This window comes from Belnapia sp., assembly GCF_059504005.1.
Genome location: NZ_JCACHU010000149.1, coordinates 1 through 21,889, shown reverse-complemented (window position 1 = coordinate 21,889; position 21,889 = coordinate 1). Strand labels below are relative to the sequence as shown.

Sequence of the window (21,889 nt, the reverse complement as noted above, 5' to 3'; positions counted from 1 at the left end):
GGCTGTTTCCGGCACGTCGGCCTGAGCCTTACCCAACTTCCGTGAAGGTCAATAGAGCAAACGCCGATCGGGTGGAATCGCCCGGTCGGAGTAATTTGCTCGCGCGAACATCAAGCCAGAGCCGGTTCCGTGAGCCGAGGCGAGCGGAAACCGCCCTATCCCGCGCGCAGCAGCCCCGGCCCGTTCTCCTTCAACCAGGCGACCGCCGCCTGCCGGTGCGGCGTCAGCCGCCCGACCAGCGCCCAGAATTCCGGCGAATGGTTCATCGCGCCGAGATGCGCCACCTCATGCGCGACGACGTAGTCGAGCACCCAGTCCGGCGCCATCACCAGCCGCCAGGAGAAGGCGAGCGTGCCATCTGGCGCGCAGCTCCCCCAGCGGCTCCTTGTATCCTTCAGCCGCACCCGCCGCGCGGCGAGGCCGAGCACCGCCGCATGCCGCGCGACCAGCGCCGCGACCCGCTCCACCGCCTGCTCGCGCAGCAGGGCGGCGACGCGCGCTGCCACATCCTCGCCGCCGCCGAGCAGGATCGCGCCCGGCTCCAGCCAGGCCTCGCCGGTCCGCTCCTCGGCCACGCGCACCACATGCGCCACGCCGCCGAGCGAAACCTCCGCCCCGGGCTCGAAGACGACCGGCGGCGCGAGTGCCGCCAGCCTTTCGCGCACCCAGGCTGCATGCGTCTTCAGCAGCGCGACGCCGGCCGGCCGGCCCGCCCGCGGCGGCAGGGTCACCACCACCGAGCCGCTCCGCACATCGATCCGCAGGCTCACGCGCCTTGCCCGGGCCGAACGCCGCCACTGCACGGGGCCGGGGAAGCCGGCCTCCTGCCCGAAAGACTCGTCACCTTGGTCCATCGGGCCACCATGCGCAGCAAGCGGCCCGCAGTTCAACCCGGCAACGCTTTCAACTCGGTCTCGACGAAGGAAAGCGGCGCGCTGCCGGCATTGACGACGTTGTGCTCCACGCCTGCCTTGCGCGTGTAGGAGACGCCCGCCTTAAGCTCCGCCGTCATCGTCTCGCCGCCCGGCAGCTCCACGAGCAGCGTGCCGTCATGCACGGGAACGACGACGTAGAGCCAACCATGCCGGTGCCAGCCCGTCTCCGCGCCGGGATTGAAGTCCCAGCGCGTGACGCGGATGTTCTCGTCGTCGATCTGCACTGTGCCGGTCGCCGGCTCCCGGCATCTCATGGGTTCGGTGAAGCTCATTCCGCCGCGGCCTTGACGCCGAGCTCCGGCAGCGGCAGCGCGCCCGCCGCCTGCCAGGCCTGCCAGACCGCATCGGCCTGCGCCTGCGACAGTTTGAGGTGCGGCGGCCGGATCGTGCGCCAGCCTTCGTCGTCCGTGCTGCGTGCGATGATCTCGCGCAAGCCCGGGATCAGCGCGACGCTCGTCGCCGCCTTGCGCGTCGCGGTCAGCACGGCCTGCGCCGCATCGGCCTCCGCACCGGTACGCTGCGCATAGACGATGCCGCCCCAATGGCTGTTCGCATTGCTCGCCGCCGTGATGCAGCCCGCGCCGCCCTCGGCGAGGATCTTCTGCACGAACTCGTCGGAGCCCGAATAGACCTCGAACCCGTCCCTGGCGAAGGCGTCGATCATCGCCTTCATGTTGGCGTAGTCGCCGCCGCTGTCCTTCACGCCCTTCACCGCGCCCGGGAAGGCCTTCAGCAGCCGCTCGATCAGCGCGAGGCTGAAGGGCACCGCCGATTGCTGCGGGAAATTGTAGAGATAGAGCGCGATCCCGCCGCCGACGCGGTTGATGACCTCGGAGAACCAGGCGAAGAGCCCGTCATCGCTCGGGTTCTTGTAGTAGAAGGGCGGCAGCACGAGCACGCCGCGGCAGCCTTGCGCCTTGGCGTGCAGCGTGAGCTCCACGGTATCGGCGAGCGAGGCGGTGCCCGTGCCCGGCATCATCGTCGCCGCCGGCACGCCATGCGCGACGAGGCCTTCCAGGATCTGCTTCCGCTCATGCAGGCCGAAGCTGTTCGCCTCGCCCGTGGTGCCGAGCACGCCGAGGCCGTTGCAGCCATGGGCGAGCAGCCACTTCGCATGCCCCGCCATCCGCGCCGGATCGGGCGAGAGGTCGGGCTTCATCGCCGTCAGCACCGCGGCATTCACGCCGCCGAACAGGGCATCCTTCATGACGTCTCTCCTTTCTTTGGCGACGGCCTTGCCTTGCGCGGCAGGCGTCCCGGCCATTCCACCACATGATCCTCGAGGGCGCCCGCCTCGCGCTCCGTCACTGCCCGCCCGCGCACCGAAACCCCGGCCTCGTGCACCGTCTCCGGCGTACCGGAGATGAGCGGATGCCACCAGAACAGGTCGCGCCCTTCCGCCACCAGCCGATAGGCGCAGGTCGGCGGCAGCCAGTCGATCACGGCGAGCCGCGCCGGCGTCAGCTTCACGCAATCCGGCACGTGCTGGCGGCGCTTGGCATAGTCGCGGCAGCGGCAGCTCCCGGTGTCGAGCAGCCGGCAGGCGACCTCGGTGAAGACCACCTCGTCGGTGTCCTCGTCGCGCAGCTTGTGCAGGCAGCAGCGCCCGCAGCCGTCGCAGAGGCTCTCCCATTCCGCCCGGCTCATGGCCTGGAGCGGCTTGGTCTTCCAGAAAGGCAGGATGCTGTTCACCGAGGCACATTAGACCTAGAGGCCGAGCAGATCGAGCGTCCGCCCCACCACCTTCGCCTCATCGAAGCGATCGGCGGCCCGCGCCCGGCCCGCTGCGCCCATCCGCGCCCGCAACCCGGTATCCCCGGCGAGCCGCCCGAGCGCCTCCGCCAGCGGCCCGACGGTGGCCGGCGGCACGAGGAAGCCCGTCTCCCCCTCCGCCACCATCTCCCGCGGGCCGCGGATATCCGTCGCCACCACCGGCAGGCCGCAGAGCATGGCCTCGATGGCCGACATCGGCAGCCCCTCGAAATGGCTCGGGAGGGTGAAGACATCCGCCGCCGCCATCACCCGCGCCACGTCGTGTCGGTAGCCGAGCCGCTGCACCCTCCCCGGCATCGCTGCCTCGGCCCAGGCGAAATGCGGCTCGAGATCCTCGCCGTGATCCGTCGCCAGCCGCTCGCCCACGACCCAGAGGACAGCCCCCGGCACCGCCTCCATCGCCTGAAGCAGTTCCGGATAGCCCTTGTGCCGCACGAGGCGGGAGACGGCGAGCACCACGCACTCCCCCTCCCCGGCACCCAGCTCCGCCCTGACCGCCGCCCGCGCCGCCGCATCCGGCCGGAAGAGCGCCGGGTCCCGCCCGTTCAGCACCGGCACCGCTGCGGGATGGATGCCGAGCCGCCTGGCATCCGCGGCCTCCTCCTCGCTGACGGTCAGGTAGGTGTCGGTGATCCGCCCCGCTGCCAGCTCCAGCGCCAGCGACAGCCCCCGCCGCCAGGCCGGCCCCGGCTGGTTGAAGAGGAAGCCGTGGCAGGTATAGGCGATGTGCGGCACCCCGGCGGCCTTCGCCGCCGCCCGCCCCAGCAGCCCGCTGATCGGCATATGCGCATGCACCAGGTCGAACCGCTCCCTGCGGAACACCCGGCGCAGCTCGGCCAGGCAGCGCGCCTGCGCCGCCGGGTTGAGGCTGCGGGCCATCGGCACCGGGATGATGCGGAACCCCTCCGCCCGCGGCAGGTCGAGCAGAGGCCCCTCGGCGCAGAGCCCCACCACCTCATGCCCCCGCGCCCGGGCGCCCCGCATCAGCGGCAGCAGGAAGTGCCGCAGCGAGAAATCGACATTGATGACCTCGGCGATCTTGAGGGGAGCAGGCATGCCGCCCCCTTACGGCCTCGGCGCCCGGGCAGGAAGGGTGCGTCATGCGCAGTGTCCCGTCCGCACCGGTTGGGCGATCGGCCGAAACCTCGCGCTGCATGTCCCGTTCCCGCGGGGGATGCCGTGGACCAGGCGGCATCGCCCACCCCGTCCCCTCAGGGCCGGACGGCTGGCGATGCCGGCTTGGACGCTCAGCCCTCCTCGAGCCGGCGCAGCGCCGACCGCGAGACCTTGCCCGAACTGGTCAGCGGAAACTCGTCCAGGAAGGCAAGGTGCCGCGGGACCTTGAAGCTGCCGAGCCGGTCGCGGACATGGCCGCGCAGCGCCTCCTCCAGCGCCGCGTCGGCGGCCACGCCCGCCGCCAGCCGGATCCACGCCTTCACGGCCTGGCCTCGCGCCGGGTCCGGCACGCCGACGACCGCGGCCTCCGCCACGGCGGGGTGCGCCATCAGCGCATCCTCGATCTCCGTCGGGCCGATGCGTGCGCCGCCGGCCTTGATCAGGTCGTCGCTGCGGCCGCGGTACAAGAAGTAGCCCTCCGCATCCCGCACCGCGAGGTCCCGCGTCCGCACCCAGGGGCCGAGCCGCATCGCCTCGGTCAGGTCCGGCCGGTTCCAGTAGCCGAGGAACAGGGTCGGCGTCGTCGGGACGGTGACGATCTCGCCCACCTCGCCGTCCGGGACGGGCTGCCCGGCCTCGTCCACCAGCGCCGCCACATGGCCGGGATACTCCCAGCCCATGGAGCCGCGCCGGATGGGCCGCAGCGCCCGGCAATTCCCGATCATGTGGTTCACCTCGGACATGCCGTAGCCCTCGTTGAGCACGGTGCCGAGCCGTTCCTCCACCCAGTCGAGCGTGCTGGCCGGCAGGGGCTCCCCGCCGGTGAAGATGCAGCGCAGCCGCAGGCTGCGCCCCGCACGCGGATCGGGGATCTGCGCCAGCCGGTTCAGCCCGGTCGGGAGCAGCAGCGTATGGGTCACGCCGTGCCGCGCCATGAAGTCGAGCGCCCAGGCCGGCTCGAAGCGATGCGGGCTGCAGACCAGCCGGTGCCCGAGCTGCAGGGCCGGCCAGATCGTGTCCACCCAGGCCGCGAGCCAGCCCCAGTCGGCCGGCGTCCAAAGCACCGCATCCGCCATGTCGAGCGACAGGTCGTAGAACAGCGCGATCGAGGGCGTGTAGCCGTGCAGCAGGCGGTGGGCATGCAGCACGCCCTTCGGCTGCCCCGTGGAGCCGGAGGTGTAGACCAGCAGGGCCGGGTCCTCGGCCGCGGTGTCGAGCGGCGGGCCGGCCTGGGGCGCCGCGGCACGCCAGTCCTCGAAGGGGCGCTCCCCCGGCCCCGCCCCGCCGACCACGAGGACATGCTCGAGCGCCGGGCAGGCGGCGCGCAGCGCGGCGACGGGCCGCCACGCGGCCGCCTCGGTCACCAGCAGGCGGGCACCGCTGTCGCAGAGGCAGTGCCGCAGCGTCTCCGGCCCGTAGCGCTGGGAAAGCGCCGTGGCGATGGCGCCCAGCCGGTAGCAGGCGAGATGCGCCATCACCGTCTCGGGCCGGGCATCGGTGTGGATGGCGACGCGGTCGCCGGGCCGGACGCCGAGGGCGGCGAACAGCGAGGCGACGCGGCGGACCGCATCGTCCAGCCCGGCATAGGTGATATCCGTCACCCTGCCGTCCAGCGCCTCGAAGCGGATGGCGACGGCGCCGGCGCGCAGCCCCGCGGCGTGCCGCCCGAGCGTGTCGCCCGCGATGTTGGCACGGGCAGGCAGGGGAATCCGGCGGCGCCCGCCCTCGCCGGCCGGCACCAGCCGCAGCCGGTCGAGCGCCGCCTCGAAGGCCGGGTCAGCCATCCCGCGCCACGAGCCTCACCGTCCCGTCCGCGGCGGTCTCGACGGCCGGCGCCGGAGTCAGGCGGGCGCGGCGGCCGTCGAGGCCCGCGCCGCTCCGCGCGTCGAACCGCCAGCCATGCCAGGGGCAGCGGACCACGCAGCCCTCCTCCAGCGGCACCTCGTCCAGCGGGCCGAGCCAATGGGGGCAGATCGTGGAATGCGCCGCGAGCGAGCCGTCGCCGAGCTCGACCACCCGGAACGGCCGGCCGGCGAACTCCACCAGCATCGGCAGGCGGAGCGAGGCGCGCGGGCCGAGCGGCACGGGCAGGGCCGGGGGCCGCGGCGCCGCGGCCCAGGCACGGGCGCGCGCCTCGGCCATCTCGCGGTGGCGCATCATCGCCTCGTCCTCGCTCCACAGCCGCTCGCAGCTGGCGAGGTACTTCGTCCCCAGCATCTCGAGCCGCTCGGGGCGGGCCTCCGGCAGGTAGTAGCGCACCTCGATCGCCGTGCGGTGCGGCGCGAGCGGGGTCAGCAGGGTCCAGAACCGCGTCCCGGCGCCGATGCCCGCCTCGAAGACCGCCGTGTAGCGCTGCCGCTCCCGGTCGACCTCGAGCCGCAGCACCTGCTCGCGCTCCGGCGTGCTCGGCGGGCGGGACAGGCGGACGCGCCAGCCCCAGTCGCCGGCGTCCAGCAGCTCGATGGCGGTGAAGTAGGTGTCGTGCAGCGCGGGGAGGTGCTCCCAGTCGAACACGTTCTCGAAGATGCGCTCGACGCTGGCGCCGATCTCGCGGCGGTAGGTGGCGGCGAGGTGCAGCGCCGGATCGGCGGCGGTCGCCTCGGGCGTGGTGCTGGTCGACATCAGGAGCGCCTCACGTTCCAGAACAGCGTCGGGCCTTTCAGCACGCCCTGGATGCTGCGCCGCCAGGCCGTCGGCTGGAAGAACTGGCCGAGCGGGATGTAGGGCAGGTCGACGAAGGCCTGCTGCTGGACGCGGGCCGCGATGGCCTTCTGCGTCCCGGGGTCGGGCGCGGCCAGCCATTCCTCCCGCAAGGCCTCGAGCGCCGGCGCCGTCGGCCAGCCGGCGAAGGCGGCCTCGCCATGGCCGCGCAGCAGGAAATTCACGCCCGGATTCATCAGGTCGAGGCCCGAGAGGAAGGTGCAGAACAGGTTCCAGCCCCCGCGCTCGACAGGCCCCCGGTTGGACCGGCTCTGCAGCACGGTCGCCCAGTCCGTGGGGGCGTAGCTGAGGTTGAGGCCGACCCGGCGCAGCATGTCGGCCGCCACCTCCGTCAGCGCCTGGACCTGCGGGTAGTCCGCCGGGCCGATCAGCACCACGCGCTGCCCGGCCAGCGGCGCGAGCGCGGCCCGGGCCGCGGCGAGGTCGCGCGGCCCCGTCAGGGCCTCCATCCCCGCCGCGCCAGCCATCGGCGAGGCGGGCGGGAAGAAGCCGATCCCGGTATTCGACATCGCCGGGTCGGTGCCGGCGACGGCGCGGACGAAATCCTCCTGCACGATCGCCGAGAGCAGCGCGCGGCGCATCGCCGGATCGTTGAAGGGCGGCGTCAGCTGGTTGAAGCGCAGCACGGCGATGAAGCCGGTCGGATCCGGGTTCTCCACCAGGATGTCCCGGTTCCGGCGCAGGAGAGGGAGCAGATCGGTCGCCGGATATTCCCAGGCGTCGATCTCGCCGGTCTGGATGGCCGCCGCCGCGGTCGAGGGGTCGGGTATGGTCAGCCATTCGACCCGCTCGAAATGCACGACCTTGGGTCCCGCCGTGCTGCTGACGGTGCCCTCGCGCGGCAGGTAGCGGTCGAATTTCGCATAGGCGTTGCGGGCGCCGGGCACCCGTTCCTCGGCGAGGAAGCGGAAGGGGCCGCTGCCGACCATCTCGGTGATCGCGCGGCCCGGGTCGGTCCCGGCGATGCGCTCGGGCATCATGAAGGCCACCGGCGGCGAGGTCTTGGCCAGCGCGTCGAACAGCAGGGGAAAGGGGCGCTTCAGCCGGAAGAGGATGTCCCGGTCGCCCGCCGCGGCCAGCTCCTCCGTCGCGGCCATGAGCGTCTGGCCGAGCTGGTCGCGCGCCGCCCAGCGCCGGATCGAGGCCACGGCATCGCGCGCACGAACGGGCTCGCCGTCATGGAAGACGAGGCCCGGCCGCAGCCGGATGGTCACCCGGCGGCCATCCTCCTCGATGGCATGGCCCTCGGCCATCTGCGGCCGGGCGCGGAAGGCGTCGTCCTGCCCATAGAGCTGGTCGAACACCATGTAGCCATGGTTGCGGGTGATGTAGGTCGAGGTCACGATCGGGTCGAGGACCGAGAGGTCGGAGGCCGGCACGAAGCGCAGCAGGCCCGCCGATTGCGCCCGCACGACCCGTGGCATGGCCAGGGCAGAGCCGACGCCGAGGAAAGTCCTACGCTGCATTCTCTGCTCGCTCATTGATGCCGGGGGAATACGCACGGCTTCCGGGATCAGATGCAGGCATCCAATCCGAGCGCAAGCGGCACGCCGCGGGGGAGGCTCGCGGTCATCAATCGGTTACAGGAAACGGTTCGCCAGTCCGGACTCTCGGCATCCGGCGTGGATGGCGAGCACCTCCGTCACCGCGGACCCGAAGGGGGAAGCTCCCGTTGCGCCGCCCTTACCCGTCCACCGCCTCGCCCGGCGCCGCGGCCGCCGTCACCCGCCCGAGCGCCCATTGCACCGTGTCCTGCCCCGCCGCGGCCGAGAGCACGATCTGGATGTTCCGTCGCTGCTCCCCGCCCAGGTAGAGGCTCTCCTCCAGGCTCACTACCGCTCCCTTGGCGCGCAGCCGCCAGCCCTGGCCGGAGGGCAGCCGCAGCAGCACCGCCTGCTCGTCCTCGACGAGGCTCGCCGTGACGCCGGGATGCAGGTGGAAGCGCAGGACGAAGCCCGGCGGCTTCGCCTCCGGCTCCTGCATCTCGACCATGTCCTCGCCGCGCAGGTCGTCCCCGGATTCCGCCAGGTAGAGCCGCCGCCGGTGCACCGCGCCGAAGGGCTTCCGCCAGCCGTCATGGCTCGCCTCCAGCCATTGCGCGCCGTTCGCCTCGTGCCGCTCCTGCTCGACCCGCTCCGGCCGGCGGCCGAGCCCCTCCTCGCGCAGCTCGCTGCTGTTGGTGTCCGCGAGGATCAGCGTCGAATGCGCCGCCGTCGCCCGCAGCGCATCCCGCCAGGCAGCATCCGCCCCCGGCGCCGCGCCGCAATTGACCACCAGCCGGTCCCGCCCGACCGACATCTCGAAGGAGAGCGTCCCGGCATGCGCATAGCGGTCCGCCCCGCGCGGCATCCCCGTCTCGGCATCGCGCGCCCGGGCCGGCGGCGGCGCCGCCGCATCGGCGATCACCAGGGTCCGCCCGGCCTGCAGCCGGTGGAAGCCGGTCTCCTCCAGCAGCATCGGCGCCCGGCCGCGGGCCTGGCCCTGGGTCAGCACCAGGTCGACCAGCCCTGCCCCCTCCTCCCGCGTGCCGTTGAATTGCGCTAGGCCGCCATCCCCATGCCGGAACAGCCGCAGCGCCTGCCCCGCCCGCTCCAGCACCGTCGCCAGCAGGGCGGGCGGGTTGATGCCCGCCCCATGCAGCAGGTTGCGGATCTCGATCAGGTCCTGCATCGCCAGCAGCTGCTGCACCGGCGAACGCTCCACATGCCCGCCATCGGGATGGAACTGCCGCTCCAGCTCGCCGGGGAGGAAGCGGAGCGCCCGGGTCATCCAGGCCTCCTCCTCCAGCGCGACGGCCGCCGCGATCGCGCCCTTCAGCGTCACCAGCGCCCCGCGATGCATCGCCTCCGCCGGCAGCGAGGCGACGACCCCCCGCGCATCCTGCGCCAGCCGCACCAGCAGCCGCTTGCGGAACCCGTCCTCGGCGGTCGCCGCCAGGAAGTCCCAATGGCCGAGCCAGGCCGAGACCCGCGCCGCCGCCACGTCCGGCGCCTGGGCCAGCGCCTCCTCCGCCCCGCGCCCCAGCCAGTCCTCGGAAAGGTCCCGGGCCCGCGTGCGCGCCGCATCCGTCCCGAGGGCGCGCAGGTCCCGCATCCAGGCGAAGCCATGCGCCGCCGCCCGCCAGGCGACCGGCCCGGCCGCATTGTCCCAGCCCGCCCCGCTCTCCGGGTCGAGCCGGTGCGTGGTGCCGAGATGCTCGAACTCGCCGCGCAGCAGCCGCGCGCCCCGGTTGGCATCGCCCGGCCACAGGTCGCGGAAGGCCCGCGCCGGCGCATCCGGCACCTTCACCGGCCGCAAGCCGGAGATGAAACGCCGCGTCCCGCGGATAATATCGCGCATCAGGCCATGACCCTGGGTCGGAGCGCCTGGATGGCCTCCCTGTAATCCGGCTTGCCGAACACCGCCGTCCCCGCCACCAGCACATCGGCCCCGGCGGCGATGCAGCGCGGCGCCGTCTCCGCCGTCACCCCGCCATCCACCTCGAGGTCGACCGGCTGGCCGCCGGCCGCCTCATGCGCATCGATCATCCGCCGGAGCGCCGCGATCTTGCCGAGCTGGCCCTCGATGAAGTCCTGCCCCCCGAAGCCCGGATTGACCGACATGACGAGGATGAGGTCGCAGAGATCGAGCACGTTCTCGACCGCGCCGACGGGCGTCGCCGGGTTGAGCACCACCCCCGCCCGCTTCCCGAGGGTGCGGATGGCCTGCAGGCTGCGGTGCAGATGCGGCCCCGCCTCCGCATGCACGCTGATGACATCCGCCCCGGCCTCGGCGAAGGCGGCGAGGTAGGGGTCGGCCGGCGCGATCATCAGGTGCACGTCCAGGGGGATGGCAAGATGCTGCCTGAGCGCCTTCACCACAACGGGGCCGAAGCTGATGTTGGGGACGAAATGCCCGTCCATGACGTCGAGATGCAGCCAGTCCGCCCCGGCATCGGCGACGGCCCGCGCCTCCTCGCCGAGGCGGGCGAAATCGGCGGCGAGCAGGGAAGGCGCGATCCGGACAGGGCGTTTGGGCATCCCGGCGGTTCTAGCGGCGGCGGGAGGGCGGGGGCAAGGCGCCGTCAGGCCAGCCCCGCCGCTGCGTTGAGGCGATTTCTACCAAAGGTTGCTTTGCTCGCGCTTAATATCCCGCAAATAGCTCAGACGCGCCGCCACCGCGCCACGAAGAAGCCATCCAGGCCGCCCCGCTCCGCCCAGAGATCCGGCCGCGTCCGCAGCGTGCCGCCGCCGCCGATCGCCGCCTCCAACCCCGGCACCTCTCCTGGCCGCACCGGATCTGCAGTGAAGCCCTCCGGCACCGCATGCCCCTCTCCCTCCTCCGGCTGCAGCGAGCAGGTGGCGAAGACCAGACGCCCGCCCGGCGCCACCCGCCGCGCCGCCGCGGCGAGCAGCGCCCGCTGCACCTCGGCCATCGCCCCCACATCCCGCGCGCGCTTCAGATAGGGCACGTCCGGATGCCGCCGGATGGTCCCCGTCGCCGTGCAGGGCGCATCGAGCAGCACCGCGTCGAAGACCGCTCCACCCGCATCCCAGGCGGCGGCATCCGCCTCGACGACCTCCGCCGCCAGCCGCAGCCGCGCCAGGTTCTCCCGCAGCCGGGCGGCCCGCCGCGCCTCCCGCTCCACCGCCACTACCTGGCCGCCGGCGGCGACGAGCTGCGCCGTCTTCCCCCCCGGCGCCGCGCAGAGGTCGAGCACCCGCTCCCCCGGCTTCACCCCGAGCAGCTTGGCCGGCAGCGTGGCGGCCGCGTCCTGCACCCAGAACCCGCCCTCGGCGAAGCCCGCCATCTCCGCGACCCGCGTCCCGGGCGGATAGCGCCAGCTTCCCCCCGGCAGCGCCTCGCCCCCCTCCGGCGCCGCCGTGCCCGGCAGGAGCGACAGGTCGAGCGGCGCCTCCGCCCGATGCGCCGCCGCGATCGTCCTGACGCCCGGCCCATAGGCCGCATGCCAGGCCGACCACAGCCAGGGCGGCGTATCCAGCCGCTCGGCATCCAGCCCCTCGAGCGCCGCCGCCCCCGCCTCCGCCACCCGCCGCAGCACCGCATTGGCCAGGCCCGAGAAGGGCTTCGGCACCAGCGTCACCGAACTGGCGACCGCCGCATGCGCCGGCGTGCCGAGCAGCAGCAGCTCCGCCGCCCCCATCCGGAGCGCCTGCCGCACCTCGGAGGGCGGCTCCCGCCGCAGATAGGGCTCCAGCACCGCATCGAGGCTCCCCGCCCGGCGCAGCACGGCGCCGGCGATCCGGTGCGCCGCCGCCTTGTCGCGCGGCGCGATGCCCTTCGGCAGCGCATCCAGCGCCTCCTCCAGCGGGCGATGGCGGGTCATCACCGCCTCCAGCAGGGCGAGGGCGGCGCGGCGGGTGGGGGAACCGAGATGGGAGGACATGGCAGCGGTTTATGGCCCCCGCCCCCGGCGCGTGCTAGTCCGCGCGCCATCATGCATCTCTCGGCCCTCTCCAGCCCGGACCCCTCGCTCGGCCTCCTGCCGGATGCGCTGCAGCGCCGGCCGAAGCTGTTCCTGGCCCTGCTCTGCCTGCTGCTCTGGCTGCCCGGCTTCTTCACCCTGCCGGCGACGGACCGGGACGAGGCCCGCTTCGCCCAGGCCAGCCGGCAGATGGTCGAGAGCGGCGACTATGTCCGCATCCGCTTCGGCGAGGAGGAGCGCAACAAGAAGCCGGCCGGCATCCACTGGCTGCAGGCCGCCTCGGTGCATCTGGTGGAAGCGACCCATCTCGGCACGCGGGACATGATCTGGCCCTACCGCCTGCCGAGCCTCGCCGGCGCCATGCTCGCGGTGCTGGCGACCTTCCACTGGGGCCGCGCCCTGGTCGGGCGGCGGGCGGCGCTGCTCGGCTCGGCCATGCTCGCCTCTTCCCTGGTGCTGGTCGCCGAGACCCACATCGCCAAGACGGATGCCGCGCTGCTGGCGACCATCGCCGGCGCCATGGGCCTGTTCGGCCAGGCCTATCTCCGCCCCGACGCCTTCACCGCGCGGCAGGCGGCCGGCTTCTGGCTGCTGCTGGGCCTCGGCATCCTGCTGAAGGGCCCGATCGGGCCGATGGTCCCGCTGCTGGCCGGCATCACCCTGGCGGCGAGCGACCGCGAGGCGCCCTGGCTCCGCGCGCTGCGCCCCGGCTGGGGCCTGCCGCTGATGATCGCTGCCGCCGCGCCCTGGTTCGTCGCCATCGGCATCGCCACGGAGGGCCGCTTCTTCCAGCAGGCGGTCGGCGGCGACATGCTCTCGAAGATCGGCTCGGGCGAGGAAAAGCACTGGGGCCCGCCCGGCTACTACCTGCTGACCTTCGCCATCGCCGCCTTCCCCGGCGCCTGGATCGTGCTCGCCGCCCTGCCCAATGCCTGGCGCGACCGGCTGAACCCGCCGACGCGCTTCCTGCTCGCCTGGGTGGTGCCCTCCTGGCTGGTCTTCGAGGCGGTGCAGACCAAGCTGCCGCACTACACCCTGCCGCTCTACCCGGCCTTGATGCTGCTCGGCGCCGCCTGGGCGATCAACCCGATGCGCAACCCGCCCGGCCGCTGGTGGCGCTGGGCGGGCATCGCCGGGCTGGTCCTGGTCGCCGCGGCGCTGGCCGCCGCCGCGCTCGCCGCGCCCTGGTACCTAGAGCGCCGCATCCTCCCCGCCGGGCTGCTGGCGGTCCCCGCCGCGGGCGTGCTCGTCTTCCTGCTGCTGCGCGCCGCCCGCCTGCGCGCCTGGGGCCGGGCCGGGCTGCTCGGCGCCCTGCTCGCTGTGCCGCTCTACGCCTCGGTCCTTGAGGGCGTCGCGGCCCACCTCACCCCGCTCTGGATCGCCCCCCGCCTCGCCGAGGTGGTGGAGGCGCGCATCCCCGGCCTGCCCGCCGACCGCTTCGGCATCACCGGCCATTCCGAGCCCTCGGTGCTCTTCGCCCTCGGCCAGGACGTCCGCTTCCTCCGCACCGGCGCCGATGCCGCCGAATTCCTCGTCGCCGGCCCCGGCCGGGTCGTCGCCGTCGGCGACCGCGCCGAGGCGGATTTCCGCCGGCGTGCCACGTCGCTCGCTCTGTTGCCGGAGGAGATCGCCAGCGTGACCGGCTTCAACTACTCCCGTGGCCGCTGGGTCACCCTCCTCCTGTACAGGCTGCCGTCATGATCGCCTGGGCCTCCGAGCTCGTCGTCTCCGCCGGCCTGCTCGGCGTCTTCCTGCTGATGGTCGCCGAGAACCTGTTTCCGCCCATCCCGTCGGAGGTGATCATGCCGCTGGCCGGCTTCGCCGCCGCCCGCGGCCAGCTCTCGCTCGGGGGCGTGATCGGCGCCGGCGTTGCCGGCTCGCTCGTCGGCAATGCCTTCTGGTACGAGGCGGCACGCGCCTTCGGCACCGAGCGCATCCGCCTCGCCGCCGACCGCTACGGCCGCTATGTCGGGCTGAACCGCGAGACCCTCGCCCGCGCCGAGGACGCCCTTCGCCGCAACGGCGCCGCCGCGGTCTGCCTGGCGCGGATGATGCCCGGCATCCGCACCGGCATCTCCGTCCCGGCCGGCCTCGTCGCCCTGCCGCGCCCGGTCTTCTACGGCTTCAGCGCCCTCGGCACCACGATCTGGACCGGCGGCCTGGCGACCGCCGGCTTCCTGCTCGAGGACCAGTTCCACCTGATCGAGGACTGGGCCGGCACCGCCGGGCTCACGCTGATGCTGCTGGTCTTCGGCATCATCGCGCTGCGTATCCGCCGGGCGCGGCGGGCGGGGTAGATCGGGCAAGCTCCGGCCATGCGATCCCGGCCGGGCGGAGCTTGCGCCAGCGCCCCTACCGGATGGCGACCGGGTTGATGATCGCCTGCACCGCTCCCTTCAGCAGCGGTTGGCCGAGCACGAAAAGGAACTCCTTCGCCCCGTCCCGCGCCAGCGCCCGCGTGTCCATCACCTCAAGGATGTGGATGCCGTTCTTCGCCAGCAGCGTCTGGTGCCCTTCCCAGATGCGGTTCGGGTTCTTGAAGGGCACCGCCTCCACGCCCCAGGTATCCGCGCCCACGGCGACCACGCCGAGCGAGGCGAGGAACTCCGCCGCGCCGTTGTCGATCCCCGGCTCGCCCTTGCCGAAGCGCGGCGGATCCCGCTCCAGCAGCTCGACCCAGCCGGTGTGGATGAGGATGACGTCGCCCTGCCGCACCTCGACGCCCTGGTCGCGCATCGCGGCCCGCAGGTCGTCGGCGGTGATGATCTCGCCCTCCTCCAGCATCGGCTTGCCGCGCGCCTTCGTCATGTCGACCAGCACGCCGCGCGTCACCATCGGCGGGATGCCCTCGACGCCGAGCCGCGTCACCCCCGTCGTGCGCATGAAGTCGCGCGCGTGGTTGCCGTTGTAGAAGACGTTGTCGATGCCGAGATGCGCGAAGCTGTCGATCTGGCTGCCGACGCCGAGCCAGCCGGTGAACATGTCGTCCGCATAGGACATGCGGTTCTCGGAGGGCACCGTCGCCCCCTCGAACTGGTCCGGCATCATCACCGTGACCGAGGCGCTGCGCGGCGGGAAGGCCGGCGTCTCGCGCCCGACCGGCACGCCGAGCCGGTAGACCTGCCCGCGCTGCACCAGCCGCGCCGCCTCCAGCACCTTCTGCGGCGTCAGCAGGTTCATCGCCCCGATCTGGTCGTTCGCCCCGTAGCGCGAGGGATACCAGTTCGCTCCCTGCTGCTGCGGTTGCTGCTGGCCCGAGGCCGCAAGCGGCACCAGCATCGCCGCCGCCAGCACCGTCTTGCCGATCTGCTTCAGCATCGTCCCCTCCCGCATCAGAGCCGGGGGAGGATAGCGGCAGCGAAGCGCCCGCCGGCGGTCACGCTGCCGCGATCGGTGATCAGTCGCCCTCGCGGTGCAGGTCGTGCGTCACGATGCCCGGCACCTCGGGCGGCAGCTCCAGCCAGTCGCGCCGCTTGAGCGTCCGCACCGTGTCCTCGTAGCCGCTGGCCCAATGCTCGCGCATCGTGTCCGGGCCGAACTCGTAGTCCTTCGACTGCCCTTCATAGGCCCGCGCCTGGTAGACCATCTGCAGGATGGCAAGCCGCGGCAGCCGCGCCAGCCTGTCGCGCAAGCCGCGCTCCTCCTCGCTCAGCCCCTCCTCCGGCACCTTGCCGAGGGCCTGCCGCAGCCGCACCTGCCACTCCCGGCGCGCCGTGAAGGCATCGGTGTTCATCCGCGTGCGCGAGGAGTAGCGGATGTCCTTCTCCCGCGCGAGCACCTCCTCCATGTCGCGCGGCAGGGTGCCGCGCGCCGGGAACAGGTCGACCTGGAAGACCAGCGCGTCGCGGCAGTCTATCTCGTCCTCCAGCAGGTATTGCAGCGGCGTGTTGGAGACGAGCCCGCCATCCCAGTACCAGGCGCCATCCACCTTCACCATCGGCAGCCCCGGCGGCAGCGCGCCGGAGGCCATGACATGCTCCGGCGCCAGGTGCTGCTCGGCGCTGTCGAAGTAGCGGAAATTGCCCGTCACCACATTGACCGCGCCGACCGCCAGCCGCGGGTGCCCGCCCGGCTTCTCCAGCAGCCGCCAGTCGACCAGCTCCTCCAGCGTCCGGCGCAGCGGCGCGGTGTCGTAGAAGGCCGTCGCCCCGCCCGCCCCGCGCGGCGCGAACCAGGGATTGGGGCTGTTCGGCGCAAAGAAGCCCGGCGTGCCGAAGAGCAGCGTCTCGAAGGCGCTCGCGCCGTTCCGCGCGCGACGCAGCACGTCGCCCTCCGGGGCGAAGGGCCAGACCGGCCGCTCCGTGATCCGCTGCCAGAAGGCGCGCAGCCGCTCCAGCCGGTCCTCGCGCCGGTTGCCGGCGATGATCGCCGCGTTGACCGCGCCGATCGAGACGCCGGCCAGCCAGTCCGGCTCCAGCCCCGCCTCGTGCAGCGCCTGGTAGACGCCGGCCTGGTAGGAGCCGAGCGCCCCGCCTCCCTGCAGCACCAGGGCGACGCGACCGAAGGGGCAGGCGATGGGCTCCATGGGGCATCTCTCCGCAAGCGGCAGCGGCGGTTGCTGCACCGTAAACCGCCGCGCCGCAACACCCTCCCGCATCACGCCTCGCTTCCCTATACTCGTCGGCACAGGGAGGACCAGTCCATGGACGGCACCGCCGCATCCCGCCCCAACCAGCAGCAGGCGCAACTCGAGGCCCTTTATGCCGAGATGCGGCCGCAAAGCCTCTACCCGCTCTGGGAAGTCCTCTCGGCTCTGGTGACGCCGACCCCCCGCTCCGCCGCCCGGCCGCATCACTGGTCCTACGCCCCGGCGCGCGACTACCTGCTGCGCGCCGGCGACCTCATCAGCGCCGAGCAGGCCGAGCGCCGCGTCCTCATCCTCGAGAATCCAGGCCTCCCCGGCACCTCCGCCATCGTCCCTAGCCTCTATGCCGGCCTGCAGCTGATCCTTCCCGGCGAGGTCGCCCCCTGCCACCGCCACGCCCAATGCGCGCTGCGCTTCGTCATGGAGGGCGACGGCGCCTTCACCGCGGTGGATGGCGAGAAGGTCGTGATGCGCTCCTTCGACCTGGTCCTCACCCCGAACTGGCAATGGCACGACCACGGCAATGCCAGCGACAGGCCGATGATCTGGCTGGACGGCCTCGATATCCCGACCGTCCGCTTCTACGAGGCGAGCTTCGCCGAGCGCCTGCCCGAGCCCTCGCACCCCGAGACCGTCCCCCCCGGCGACAGCGCCCGCCGCTACGGCCGCAACCTCCGCCCGCTGCGCGGCACGGCCGCCGACCGCCGCCCCGCCCGCCAGCCCCTCTTCCACTACCCCTACGCGGAGTGGCGCGAGAGCCTCCTCGCCCTCGCCGCGGCCGAGGCGCCCGACCCCCATCTCGGCCACGCCCTGGAATTCGTGAACCCGGCCGATGGCGGCCCGGTGATGCCGACCATCGCCGCCCATGTCCGCCACCTCCCCGCCGGCTTCGAGACGCAGCCCCGCCGCAGCACCGACGGCACGGTGATGGTCGTCGTCGAGGGAAGCGGCACCGCCCGGATCGAGGGCGTGGAGCACCCGCTCGCCGAGCGCGACCTCCTCGTCATCCCCTCCTGGCACAGCCTCGAGCTCCGCGCCGAGACCCCGCTCGTGCTCTTCGCCTATTCCGACCGCGCCGCGCAGGAGAAGCTCGGCCTGTGGCGGGAGGAACGCATCGCGTGACGGCAGCGCGGGTTCGCCGGCCCGCCCGCGCCCGAACCCGACCGCTCCCCAGGCGTTCCGATCCCGACCACGAATCAGGACCCCAGCCATGCCGAGCCCCACCCAGGAACGCCCCGACAAGACCCGCGACGCCAATGTCGAGGCCGCGGTCGAGGACACCTTCCCCGCCAGCGATCCGGTCGGCAACACCGCCGAGCAGGGCACCCGCGCCGTGCCGGCCGAGGACATGATGCCTAGCAGCGTCGCCGCCCAGTCCGCCGGCCTCGCCAGCTTCACCGTCCCCTTCCCGAGCCAGGAGGGCGCCAAGCTCGCCCTCGAGACCCTGGTGCGCGAGGGCCCGGTGGACCGCCGCTGCACCGAGATCACCCAGGAGAACGGACGCACCACGCTGCGCATCTCCGCCCCGCAGGCGGATGTCGCCCGGCTGAAGTCCATGCTGGCGAACAGCCCCTCGGCCACCTAGGAAAATAAGCTTTACAATCCGTTTCGTTGCTAATACGGTCCTTCCTGCACCCCGCAGGAGGGACCGATGCTCCACCCCCCGACGCCGCCGCCTTCTTCACCGAGGCAGCCACCCATCCCCCAGTCGTCGCCTGGCCCATCGCCCTGGTCATCGGCGCGCTGGTCCTCTTCGTCGCCGGCATGGCCGTGCTGCTGGCTGGCCTCGCCCGCCGCCTCCAGGCCGCGGCGCAGGGGGCCGGCCCCGCCGCCTTCGCCCGGCTGACCGAACTGCCCTGCGGCGTGCCGGACGGCACCATCCGCGCCCTCATCTCCTGCTTCATCGTCATCTTCGGCTTCCTGCTGATCGGCCTGCAGAAGCCGCTCGGCCTCGCCAGCGCCGAGGCGCTGACCGGCTTCATCGGCGCCGTCATCAGCTTCTACTTCGCCACGCGGCAAACCGAGCAGGCCCGCGCCGCCGCCCCTGCCGCCGGCCCCATCCCCGCCGGCACCGTGCAACCGGCCCCGGAGAGCACCCTCGCCCAGCGCGCCGCCGGCGCCGCAGAGGCGGCCGCCCCTGCCGCCCCCGGCGCCACCAGCCTGATCGCCGAGACGCTCGGCGCGCTCCGCGGCAGCACTGGCCTGCTCGGCCTCGGCGGCCCCGCCGGCCTCGTCGCCGCCATCGGCCTCGGCGCCCTCCAGGCCATCGGCCAGGGCAGCGAGCATTTCGGGCGCTGGAAGGCCAGCATCCTCGACCGCCCCTATACCGTCAACCTCTTCCCCCCCGGCCCCGTCGACGGCGCCGTCGCCCTCACGGCGCTCGAGGCCTCCCCCATCTTCGCCCGCGCCTTCCTCACACCCGACCTCGGCCCGGCCGGGCGCCTCGCCGCCGCCACCCGCCTCGCCACCCTGGCCCAGGGCGAGACCGAGCCCGCCCGCATCGCCCTCGACACCCCGGGCCGCTTCGCCAGCGCCGACGAGTTCGCCGCCGGCCTCCAGGAATTCCGCGGCCACCTGCTCGACGGCAGCATCGACGCCGTGGACGGCCGGCCGATCGACCTCGCCCCCGCCGGCCTCGCCGCGGCGCCCGTCCCCCAGCCGGTCCTGCGCGAGGCGCTCGCCGCGCTGCGCCGGGACCCCGCCGGCCGCGATCTCGACCGGCTGGTCCTGCTGCTGACCGGCATGGCCGCCAGCCCCGACCTCACCCGTGCCCAGGCCACCGGCCTGCTCCGCCGCCAGTTGGCCGGCGCCGCATGAAGCCGCCCCTCGCCGTCGCCTGCCGCCGCACCCCCCAGCCGCCCGCCGCCCTGCACCGGAGCTGCCCATGATGCCCCGCACCCTCCGCCTCACCCAGCCGATGATGCGCGGCGAGGACGTGCTCCAGCTCCAGCGCCGCCTGCAATCCGGCCGGCTGGCCCGCCCCGGTCGCCGGCCTGGTCCGCAGCGCCGACGGGCTGTTCGGCCCCGCCACAGCCGCCGCCGTCGCCGCGCTCCAGTCCCTGCTCGGGCTGCCGCCCGACGGCGTGGCGGATGCGGCGCTCTGGTCCCGCCTGATGCCCGCCGCCCCGCCGCCCGCGGACCCGCTCGCCCCGGAGGCGCTGGCCGCCCTCGCCCTGCCGCATGCCCGCTTCGGCGGCGGCACCCGCTGGTCGCTCACCGGGCTCGGGATCGTCCTCGAGGCCGGCGAGCTCCCCGCCTTCCCGGCGCAGGAGGCGATGATCCGCCGCATCCTCGCGGGCTTCGGCGCACCGCTCCAGGCCTCGTCGCGCCGCCACCGCCTGCCGGTCGAGCTGCTGGCCGCCTGCATCGCCACCGAATCCGGCGGCGACCCGCTGGCCGAGCGCCAGGAGCCCGGCTTCCGCAGCTATGAGGCGACGCCCCACCGCGTCTCGATCGGCTGCATGCAGACCCTGGTCTCGACCGCCAGCGCCGTCCTCCGCCGCCCCGTCGCCCCGGAGGAACTGCGCCGCCCGGAGGTGAGCATCGCCGCCGGCGCCGCCTGCATCGCCGAGGCCGCCCCGCGCACCCTGCTCGACCCGCCGGTCGTCGCATGCGCCTACAATGCCGGCGCCGTCCGCCACGACCCGTCGCCGAGCAACCGCTGGCGCATGCTGCAATACCCGGGCGGGACCGGCGCCCATGCGGACCGCTACTGCGGCTTCTTCAATGCCGCCTTCCGCCTGTTCCGGCGCGATGCCGGCCTGGCGGCGCAATTCTTCACCTTCGCGGCGCAGCCCGTGGCTTCGGCGGAGCCCGCCCCGCCGCGGCCCTAGGGCACGGCACGCAATAATTTTCCCAGGTTTACCGGGCAGGTGCGGTAAAATCGGCATCGCGTCCCACGACCTTGGCGCGGAGGTGATCATGGCTGCCTCTGTTCTGCATCAGTGCGGCTGCGCTGCCTGTCGCTCACGCCAGCCCCATCCCGATCAGCTGCTGCATCGGCAGATCAACCTGCTGATCAGCCGCCTGGATGAGCAGCAGCGTCGCTGGTTTGCCGCCGTTGAGGCCACCCGCCAAGGTCACGGCGGAGTGCAACGGCTTGCCGAGATCACGGGGCTGGACCGGCACACCATCGCGCGTGGCCAGCGCGAACTGGCCTCTGGCCTGGCGGACCGTACACCGGAGCGCATTCGACGCCAAGGCGCCGGGCGCCCGGCACGTGAAAGGCAGGATGCTGGGCTCACCACGGCACTGGAAAACCTGCTGGAGCCTGAGACAGCCGGTGATCCCATGGGGAAGCGCACCAAAGGCAAGCGCCGCTCGCTGCGACAACTCAGCGAAGCGCTAAGCGCTGCAGGCCACCCGGCGAGCCGACCAACAGTGGCCCGGCTGCTGCGTGAGCTCGGCTACTCGCCGAAGGCCAATACCAGATGCGGTGAGACGCGCAGCGCGCCTGAACGCAATGCGCAGTTTGAGCACATTGCTGAAGAGCGCCGACGGTTCGAGGCTGCGGGTGCACCGGTCATCAGCGTTGATTCGAAAAAAAAAGGAGCTGATCGGTAACTTCAAGAACCCTGGACGCAGCTGGTGCCAACAGGCCGATCCGGTGTTGGTGCACGACTGGCCGCAGGATGCAGTCGGCCAAGCCATTCCCTACGGCATCTATGAGACAAAAACGAACCGTGGCTTCGTCGTGATCGGCGACTGCTTCGACACACCACGCTTCGCGGTCGAGGCGATCAGCGACTGGTGGTGGCAGGATGGCCAGCGAGCCTTTCCCGATGCGGACCGCCTGCTGGTGCTGGCCGACGCTGGTGGCTCGAACAGCTGCCGCTCTCGGGTCTGGAAGGCGCAGATCCAGGAGCAGCTATGTGATGCTTTCGGGCTCGAGGTAACGGTTTGTCATTATCCAACCGGCTGCTCGAAGTGGAACCCCATTGAGCACCGCCTATTCAGCTTCATCAGCATCAACTGGGCCGGTGTGCCCCTGCGCAGCTTCGATCTTGCCCAGTCTCTGATTGCCGGAACCACGACCGCGGCGGGCCTGACCGTAACCGCCCACCTCAAGCGCGGCGGCAATGAGCAGGGTGAGGCCGTCTCCGACGCAGACATGCAGCGCCTGCTCCTCACCAGGCATACCACCTGCCCACAATGGAACTACACACTGTCACCACGGCCGCAAACCGAGGTCATGGCGAATTAAATCCCTGCCGTGCCCCTAGCACTACCTGGGCACTCTTAGCGCCGTCTTGCGTTGTCTTTGAACCGGTTGGAGGGGTTTGGGTTCCGGGAGGCAGGCAATGGGCCGTGGTTTGCAGGACCTGGACAGCTGGC

The 21,889-nt window shown here is 72.8% G+C and carries 21 protein-coding genes; 8 read left to right on the top strand and 13 right to left on the bottom strand.

Annotated features, from left to right (window positions below):
- Window positions 1-155: 155 nt before the first annotated feature.
- The 11 genes from AC5JJ1_RS21525 to AC5JJ1_RS21475 form a co-directional block, all read right to left on the bottom strand.
- On the bottom strand, window positions 156-854 hold the full coding sequence (locus AC5JJ1_RS21525; protein ID WP_495787162.1) for a M48 family metallopeptidase: 699 nt from the start codon (window positions 852-854) through the stop codon (window positions 156-158).
- A 32-nt stretch (window positions 855-886) separates the two neighbouring features.
- Window positions 887-1,189: a cupin domain-containing protein gene (locus AC5JJ1_RS21520; protein WP_495787161.1), complete on the bottom strand. Its 303-nt coding sequence runs from the start codon at window positions 1,187-1,189 to the stop codon at window positions 887-889.
- Between the two features lie 14 nt (window positions 1,190-1,203).
- Window positions 1,204-2,142 carry a dihydrodipicolinate synthase family protein gene (locus AC5JJ1_RS21515; protein WP_495787160.1) on the bottom strand — a complete coding sequence of 313 codons (939 nt, stop codon included), beginning with the start codon at window positions 2,140-2,142 and terminating at the stop codon, window positions 1,204-1,206.
- Window positions 2,139-2,627 carry a YcgN family cysteine cluster protein gene (locus AC5JJ1_RS21510; RefSeq protein ID WP_495787159.1) on the bottom strand — a complete coding sequence of 163 codons (489 nt, stop codon included), beginning with the start codon at window positions 2,625-2,627 and terminating at the stop codon, window positions 2,139-2,141. The genes AC5JJ1_RS21515 and AC5JJ1_RS21510 overlap by 4 nt, the downstream gene beginning before the upstream one ends.
- Before the next feature lie 15 nt (window positions 2,628-2,642).
- Entirely contained in the window at window positions 2,643-3,764 is a 1,122-nt protein-coding gene (locus AC5JJ1_RS21505; RefSeq protein WP_495787158.1) for a glycosyltransferase family 4 protein, read from the bottom strand.
- A gap of 191 nt (window positions 3,765-3,955) precedes the next feature.
- Window positions 3,956-5,608 (bottom strand): acetate--CoA ligase, encoded by a 1,653-nt coding sequence (locus AC5JJ1_RS21500; RefSeq protein WP_495787157.1) that lies wholly within the window; start codon window positions 5,606-5,608, stop codon window positions 3,956-3,958.
- Window positions 5,601-6,446: a Rieske (2Fe-2S) protein gene (locus AC5JJ1_RS21495; protein WP_495787156.1), complete on the bottom strand. Its 846-nt coding sequence runs from the start codon at window positions 6,444-6,446 to the stop codon at window positions 5,601-5,603. The genes AC5JJ1_RS21500 and AC5JJ1_RS21495 overlap by 8 nt, the downstream gene beginning before the upstream one ends.
- Window positions 6,446-8,011: an ABC transporter substrate-binding protein gene (locus AC5JJ1_RS21490; protein ID WP_495787155.1), complete on the bottom strand. Its 1,566-nt coding sequence runs from the start codon at window positions 8,009-8,011 to the stop codon at window positions 6,446-6,448. Before AC5JJ1_RS21490 ends, AC5JJ1_RS21495 begins: the two co-directional genes overlap by 1 nt.
- Window positions 8,012-8,228: 217 nt before the next feature.
- Window positions 8,229-9,884: a heparinase II/III family protein gene (locus tag AC5JJ1_RS21485; RefSeq protein ID WP_495787154.1), complete on the bottom strand. Its 1,656-nt coding sequence runs from the start codon at window positions 9,882-9,884 to the stop codon at window positions 8,229-8,231.
- Window positions 9,884-10,564, bottom strand: a complete 681-nt coding sequence (gene rpe / locus AC5JJ1_RS21480) for a ribulose-phosphate 3-epimerase (protein WP_495787153.1) — start codon at window positions 10,562-10,564, stop codon at window positions 9,884-9,886. The genes AC5JJ1_RS21485 and rpe overlap by 1 nt, the downstream gene beginning before the upstream one ends.
- A gap of 122 nt (window positions 10,565-10,686) precedes the next feature.
- Window positions 10,687-11,931 (bottom strand): RsmB/NOP family class I SAM-dependent RNA methyltransferase, encoded by a 1,245-nt coding sequence (locus AC5JJ1_RS21475; RefSeq protein ID WP_495787152.1) that lies wholly within the window; start codon window positions 11,929-11,931, stop codon window positions 10,687-10,689.
- A 51-nt stretch (window positions 11,932-11,982) separates the two neighbouring features.
- On the opposite strand from AC5JJ1_RS21475, the gene AC5JJ1_RS21470 reads away from it, so the two are divergent.
- Together AC5JJ1_RS21470 and AC5JJ1_RS21465 are read left to right on the top strand one after the other, a co-directional pair.
- A complete protein-coding gene (locus tag AC5JJ1_RS21470; RefSeq protein ID WP_495787151.1) occupies window positions 11,983-13,671 on the top strand; it encodes an ArnT family glycosyltransferase in 1,689 nt (562 codons plus the stop codon).
- On the top strand, window positions 13,668-14,267 hold the full coding sequence (locus tag AC5JJ1_RS21465; RefSeq protein ID WP_495787150.1) for a DedA family protein: 600 nt from the start codon (window positions 13,668-13,670) through the stop codon (window positions 14,265-14,267). Before AC5JJ1_RS21470 ends, AC5JJ1_RS21465 begins: the two co-directional genes overlap by 4 nt.
- Window positions 14,268-14,322: 55 nt before the next feature.
- On the opposite strand, the gene AC5JJ1_RS21460 is transcribed toward AC5JJ1_RS21465, so the two are convergent.
- Together AC5JJ1_RS21460 and AC5JJ1_RS21455 are read right to left on the bottom strand one after the other, a co-directional pair.
- Window positions 14,323-15,303, bottom strand: coding sequence for a cyclase family protein (locus tag AC5JJ1_RS21460; RefSeq protein WP_495787149.1), 981 nt, complete (start codon window positions 15,301-15,303; stop codon window positions 14,323-14,325).
- A gap of 64 nt (window positions 15,304-15,367) precedes the next feature.
- Complete coding sequence (locus tag AC5JJ1_RS21455) at window positions 15,368-16,495, bottom strand: patatin-like phospholipase family protein (protein ID WP_495787148.1); 1,128 nt, start codon at window positions 16,493-16,495, stop codon at window positions 15,368-15,370.
- A 117-nt stretch (window positions 16,496-16,612) separates the two neighbouring features.
- Here AC5JJ1_RS21455 and gtdA point away from each other — a divergent pair, with 117 nt between their 5' ends.
- The 6 genes from gtdA (at window position 16,613) to AC5JJ1_RS21425 (ending at window position 21,758) form a co-directional block, all read left to right on the top strand.
- Complete coding sequence (gene gtdA, locus AC5JJ1_RS21450) at window positions 16,613-17,677, top strand: gentisate 1,2-dioxygenase (protein ID WP_495787147.1); 1,065 nt, start codon at window positions 16,613-16,615, stop codon at window positions 17,675-17,677.
- A gap of 88 nt (window positions 17,678-17,765) precedes the next feature.
- Window positions 17,766-18,140 carry a hypothetical protein gene (locus AC5JJ1_RS21445; protein WP_495787146.1) on the top strand — a complete coding sequence of 125 codons (375 nt, stop codon included), beginning with the start codon at window positions 17,766-17,768 and terminating at the stop codon, window positions 18,138-18,140.
- A 26-nt stretch (window positions 18,141-18,166) separates the two neighbouring features.
- Complete coding sequence (locus tag AC5JJ1_RS21440; protein WP_495787145.1) at window positions 18,167-19,372, top strand: hypothetical protein; 1,206 nt, start codon at window positions 18,167-18,169, stop codon at window positions 19,370-19,372.
- Between the two features lie 176 nt (window positions 19,373-19,548).
- On the top strand, window positions 19,549-20,388 hold the full coding sequence (locus AC5JJ1_RS21435; RefSeq protein ID WP_495787163.1) for a transglycosylase SLT domain-containing protein: 840 nt from the start codon (window positions 19,549-19,551) through the stop codon (window positions 20,386-20,388).
- 88 nt (window positions 20,389-20,476) lie between these two features.
- Window positions 20,477-21,118 (top strand): ISAzo13-like element transposase-related protein, encoded by a 642-nt coding sequence (locus AC5JJ1_RS21430; RefSeq protein ID WP_495785642.1) that lies wholly within the window; start codon window positions 20,477-20,479, stop codon window positions 21,116-21,118.
- Complete coding sequence (locus AC5JJ1_RS21425; RefSeq protein ID WP_495787144.1) at window positions 21,027-21,758, top strand: ISAzo13 family transposase; 732 nt, start codon at window positions 21,027-21,029, stop codon at window positions 21,756-21,758. The genes AC5JJ1_RS21430 and AC5JJ1_RS21425 overlap by 92 nt, the downstream gene beginning before the upstream one ends.
- Window positions 21,759-21,889 lie beyond the last annotated feature (131 nt).

Bases quoted from the DNA above. Each gene is read 5' to 3' on its own strand.
- AC5JJ1_RS21525 (WP_495787162.1), bottom strand. From the start codon at position 854: ATGGACCAAGGTGACGAGTCTTTCGGGCAGGAGGCCGGCTTCCCCGGC.
- AC5JJ1_RS21520 (WP_495787161.1), bottom strand. From the start codon at position 1,189: ATGAGATGCCGGGAGCCGGCGACCGGCACAGTGCAGATCGACGACGAG.
- AC5JJ1_RS21515 (WP_495787160.1), bottom strand. From the start codon at position 2,142: ATGAAGGATGCCCTGTTCGGCGGCGTGAATGCCGCGGTGCTGACGGCG.
- AC5JJ1_RS21505 (WP_495787158.1), bottom strand. From the start codon at position 3,764: ATGCCTGCTCCCCTCAAGATCGCCGAGGTCATCAATGTCGATTTCTCG.
- AC5JJ1_RS21500 (WP_495787157.1), bottom strand. From the start codon at position 5,608: ATGGCTGACCCGGCCTTCGAGGCGGCGCTCGACCGGCTGCGGCTGGTG.
- AC5JJ1_RS21495 (WP_495787156.1), bottom strand. From the start codon at position 6,446: ATGTCGACCAGCACCACGCCCGAGGCGACCGCCGCCGATCCGGCGCTG.
- AC5JJ1_RS21490 (WP_495787155.1), bottom strand. From the start codon at position 8,011: ATGCAGCGTAGGACTTTCCTCGGCGTCGGCTCTGCCCTGGCCATGCCA.
- AC5JJ1_RS21485 (WP_495787154.1), bottom strand. From the start codon at position 9,884: ATGCGCGATATTATCCGCGGGACGCGGCGTTTCATCTCCGGCTTGCGG.
- rpe (WP_495787153.1), bottom strand. From the start codon at position 10,564: ATGCCCAAACGCCCTGTCCGGATCGCGCCTTCCCTGCTCGCCGCCGAT.
- AC5JJ1_RS21475 (WP_495787152.1), bottom strand. From the start codon at position 11,931: ATGTCCTCCCATCTCGGTTCCCCCACCCGCCGCGCCGCCCTCGCCCTG.
- AC5JJ1_RS21470 (WP_495787151.1), top strand. From the start codon at position 11,983: ATGCATCTCTCGGCCCTCTCCAGCCCGGACCCCTCGCTCGGCCTCCTG.
- AC5JJ1_RS21465 (WP_495787150.1), top strand. From the start codon at position 13,668: ATGATCGCCTGGGCCTCCGAGCTCGTCGTCTCCGCCGGCCTGCTCGGC.
- AC5JJ1_RS21460 (WP_495787149.1), bottom strand. From the start codon at position 15,303: ATGCGGGAGGGGACGATGCTGAAGCAGATCGGCAAGACGGTGCTGGCG.
- AC5JJ1_RS21455 (WP_495787148.1), bottom strand. From the start codon at position 16,495: ATGGAGCCCATCGCCTGCCCCTTCGGTCGCGTCGCCCTGGTGCTGCAG.
- gtdA (WP_495787147.1), top strand. From the start codon at position 16,613: ATGGACGGCACCGCCGCATCCCGCCCCAACCAGCAGCAGGCGCAACTC.
- AC5JJ1_RS21445 (WP_495787146.1), top strand. From the start codon at position 17,766: ATGCCGAGCCCCACCCAGGAACGCCCCGACAAGACCCGCGACGCCAAT.
- AC5JJ1_RS21430 (WP_495785642.1), top strand. From the start codon at position 20,477: ATGGCTGCCTCTGTTCTGCATCAGTGCGGCTGCGCTGCCTGTCGCTCA.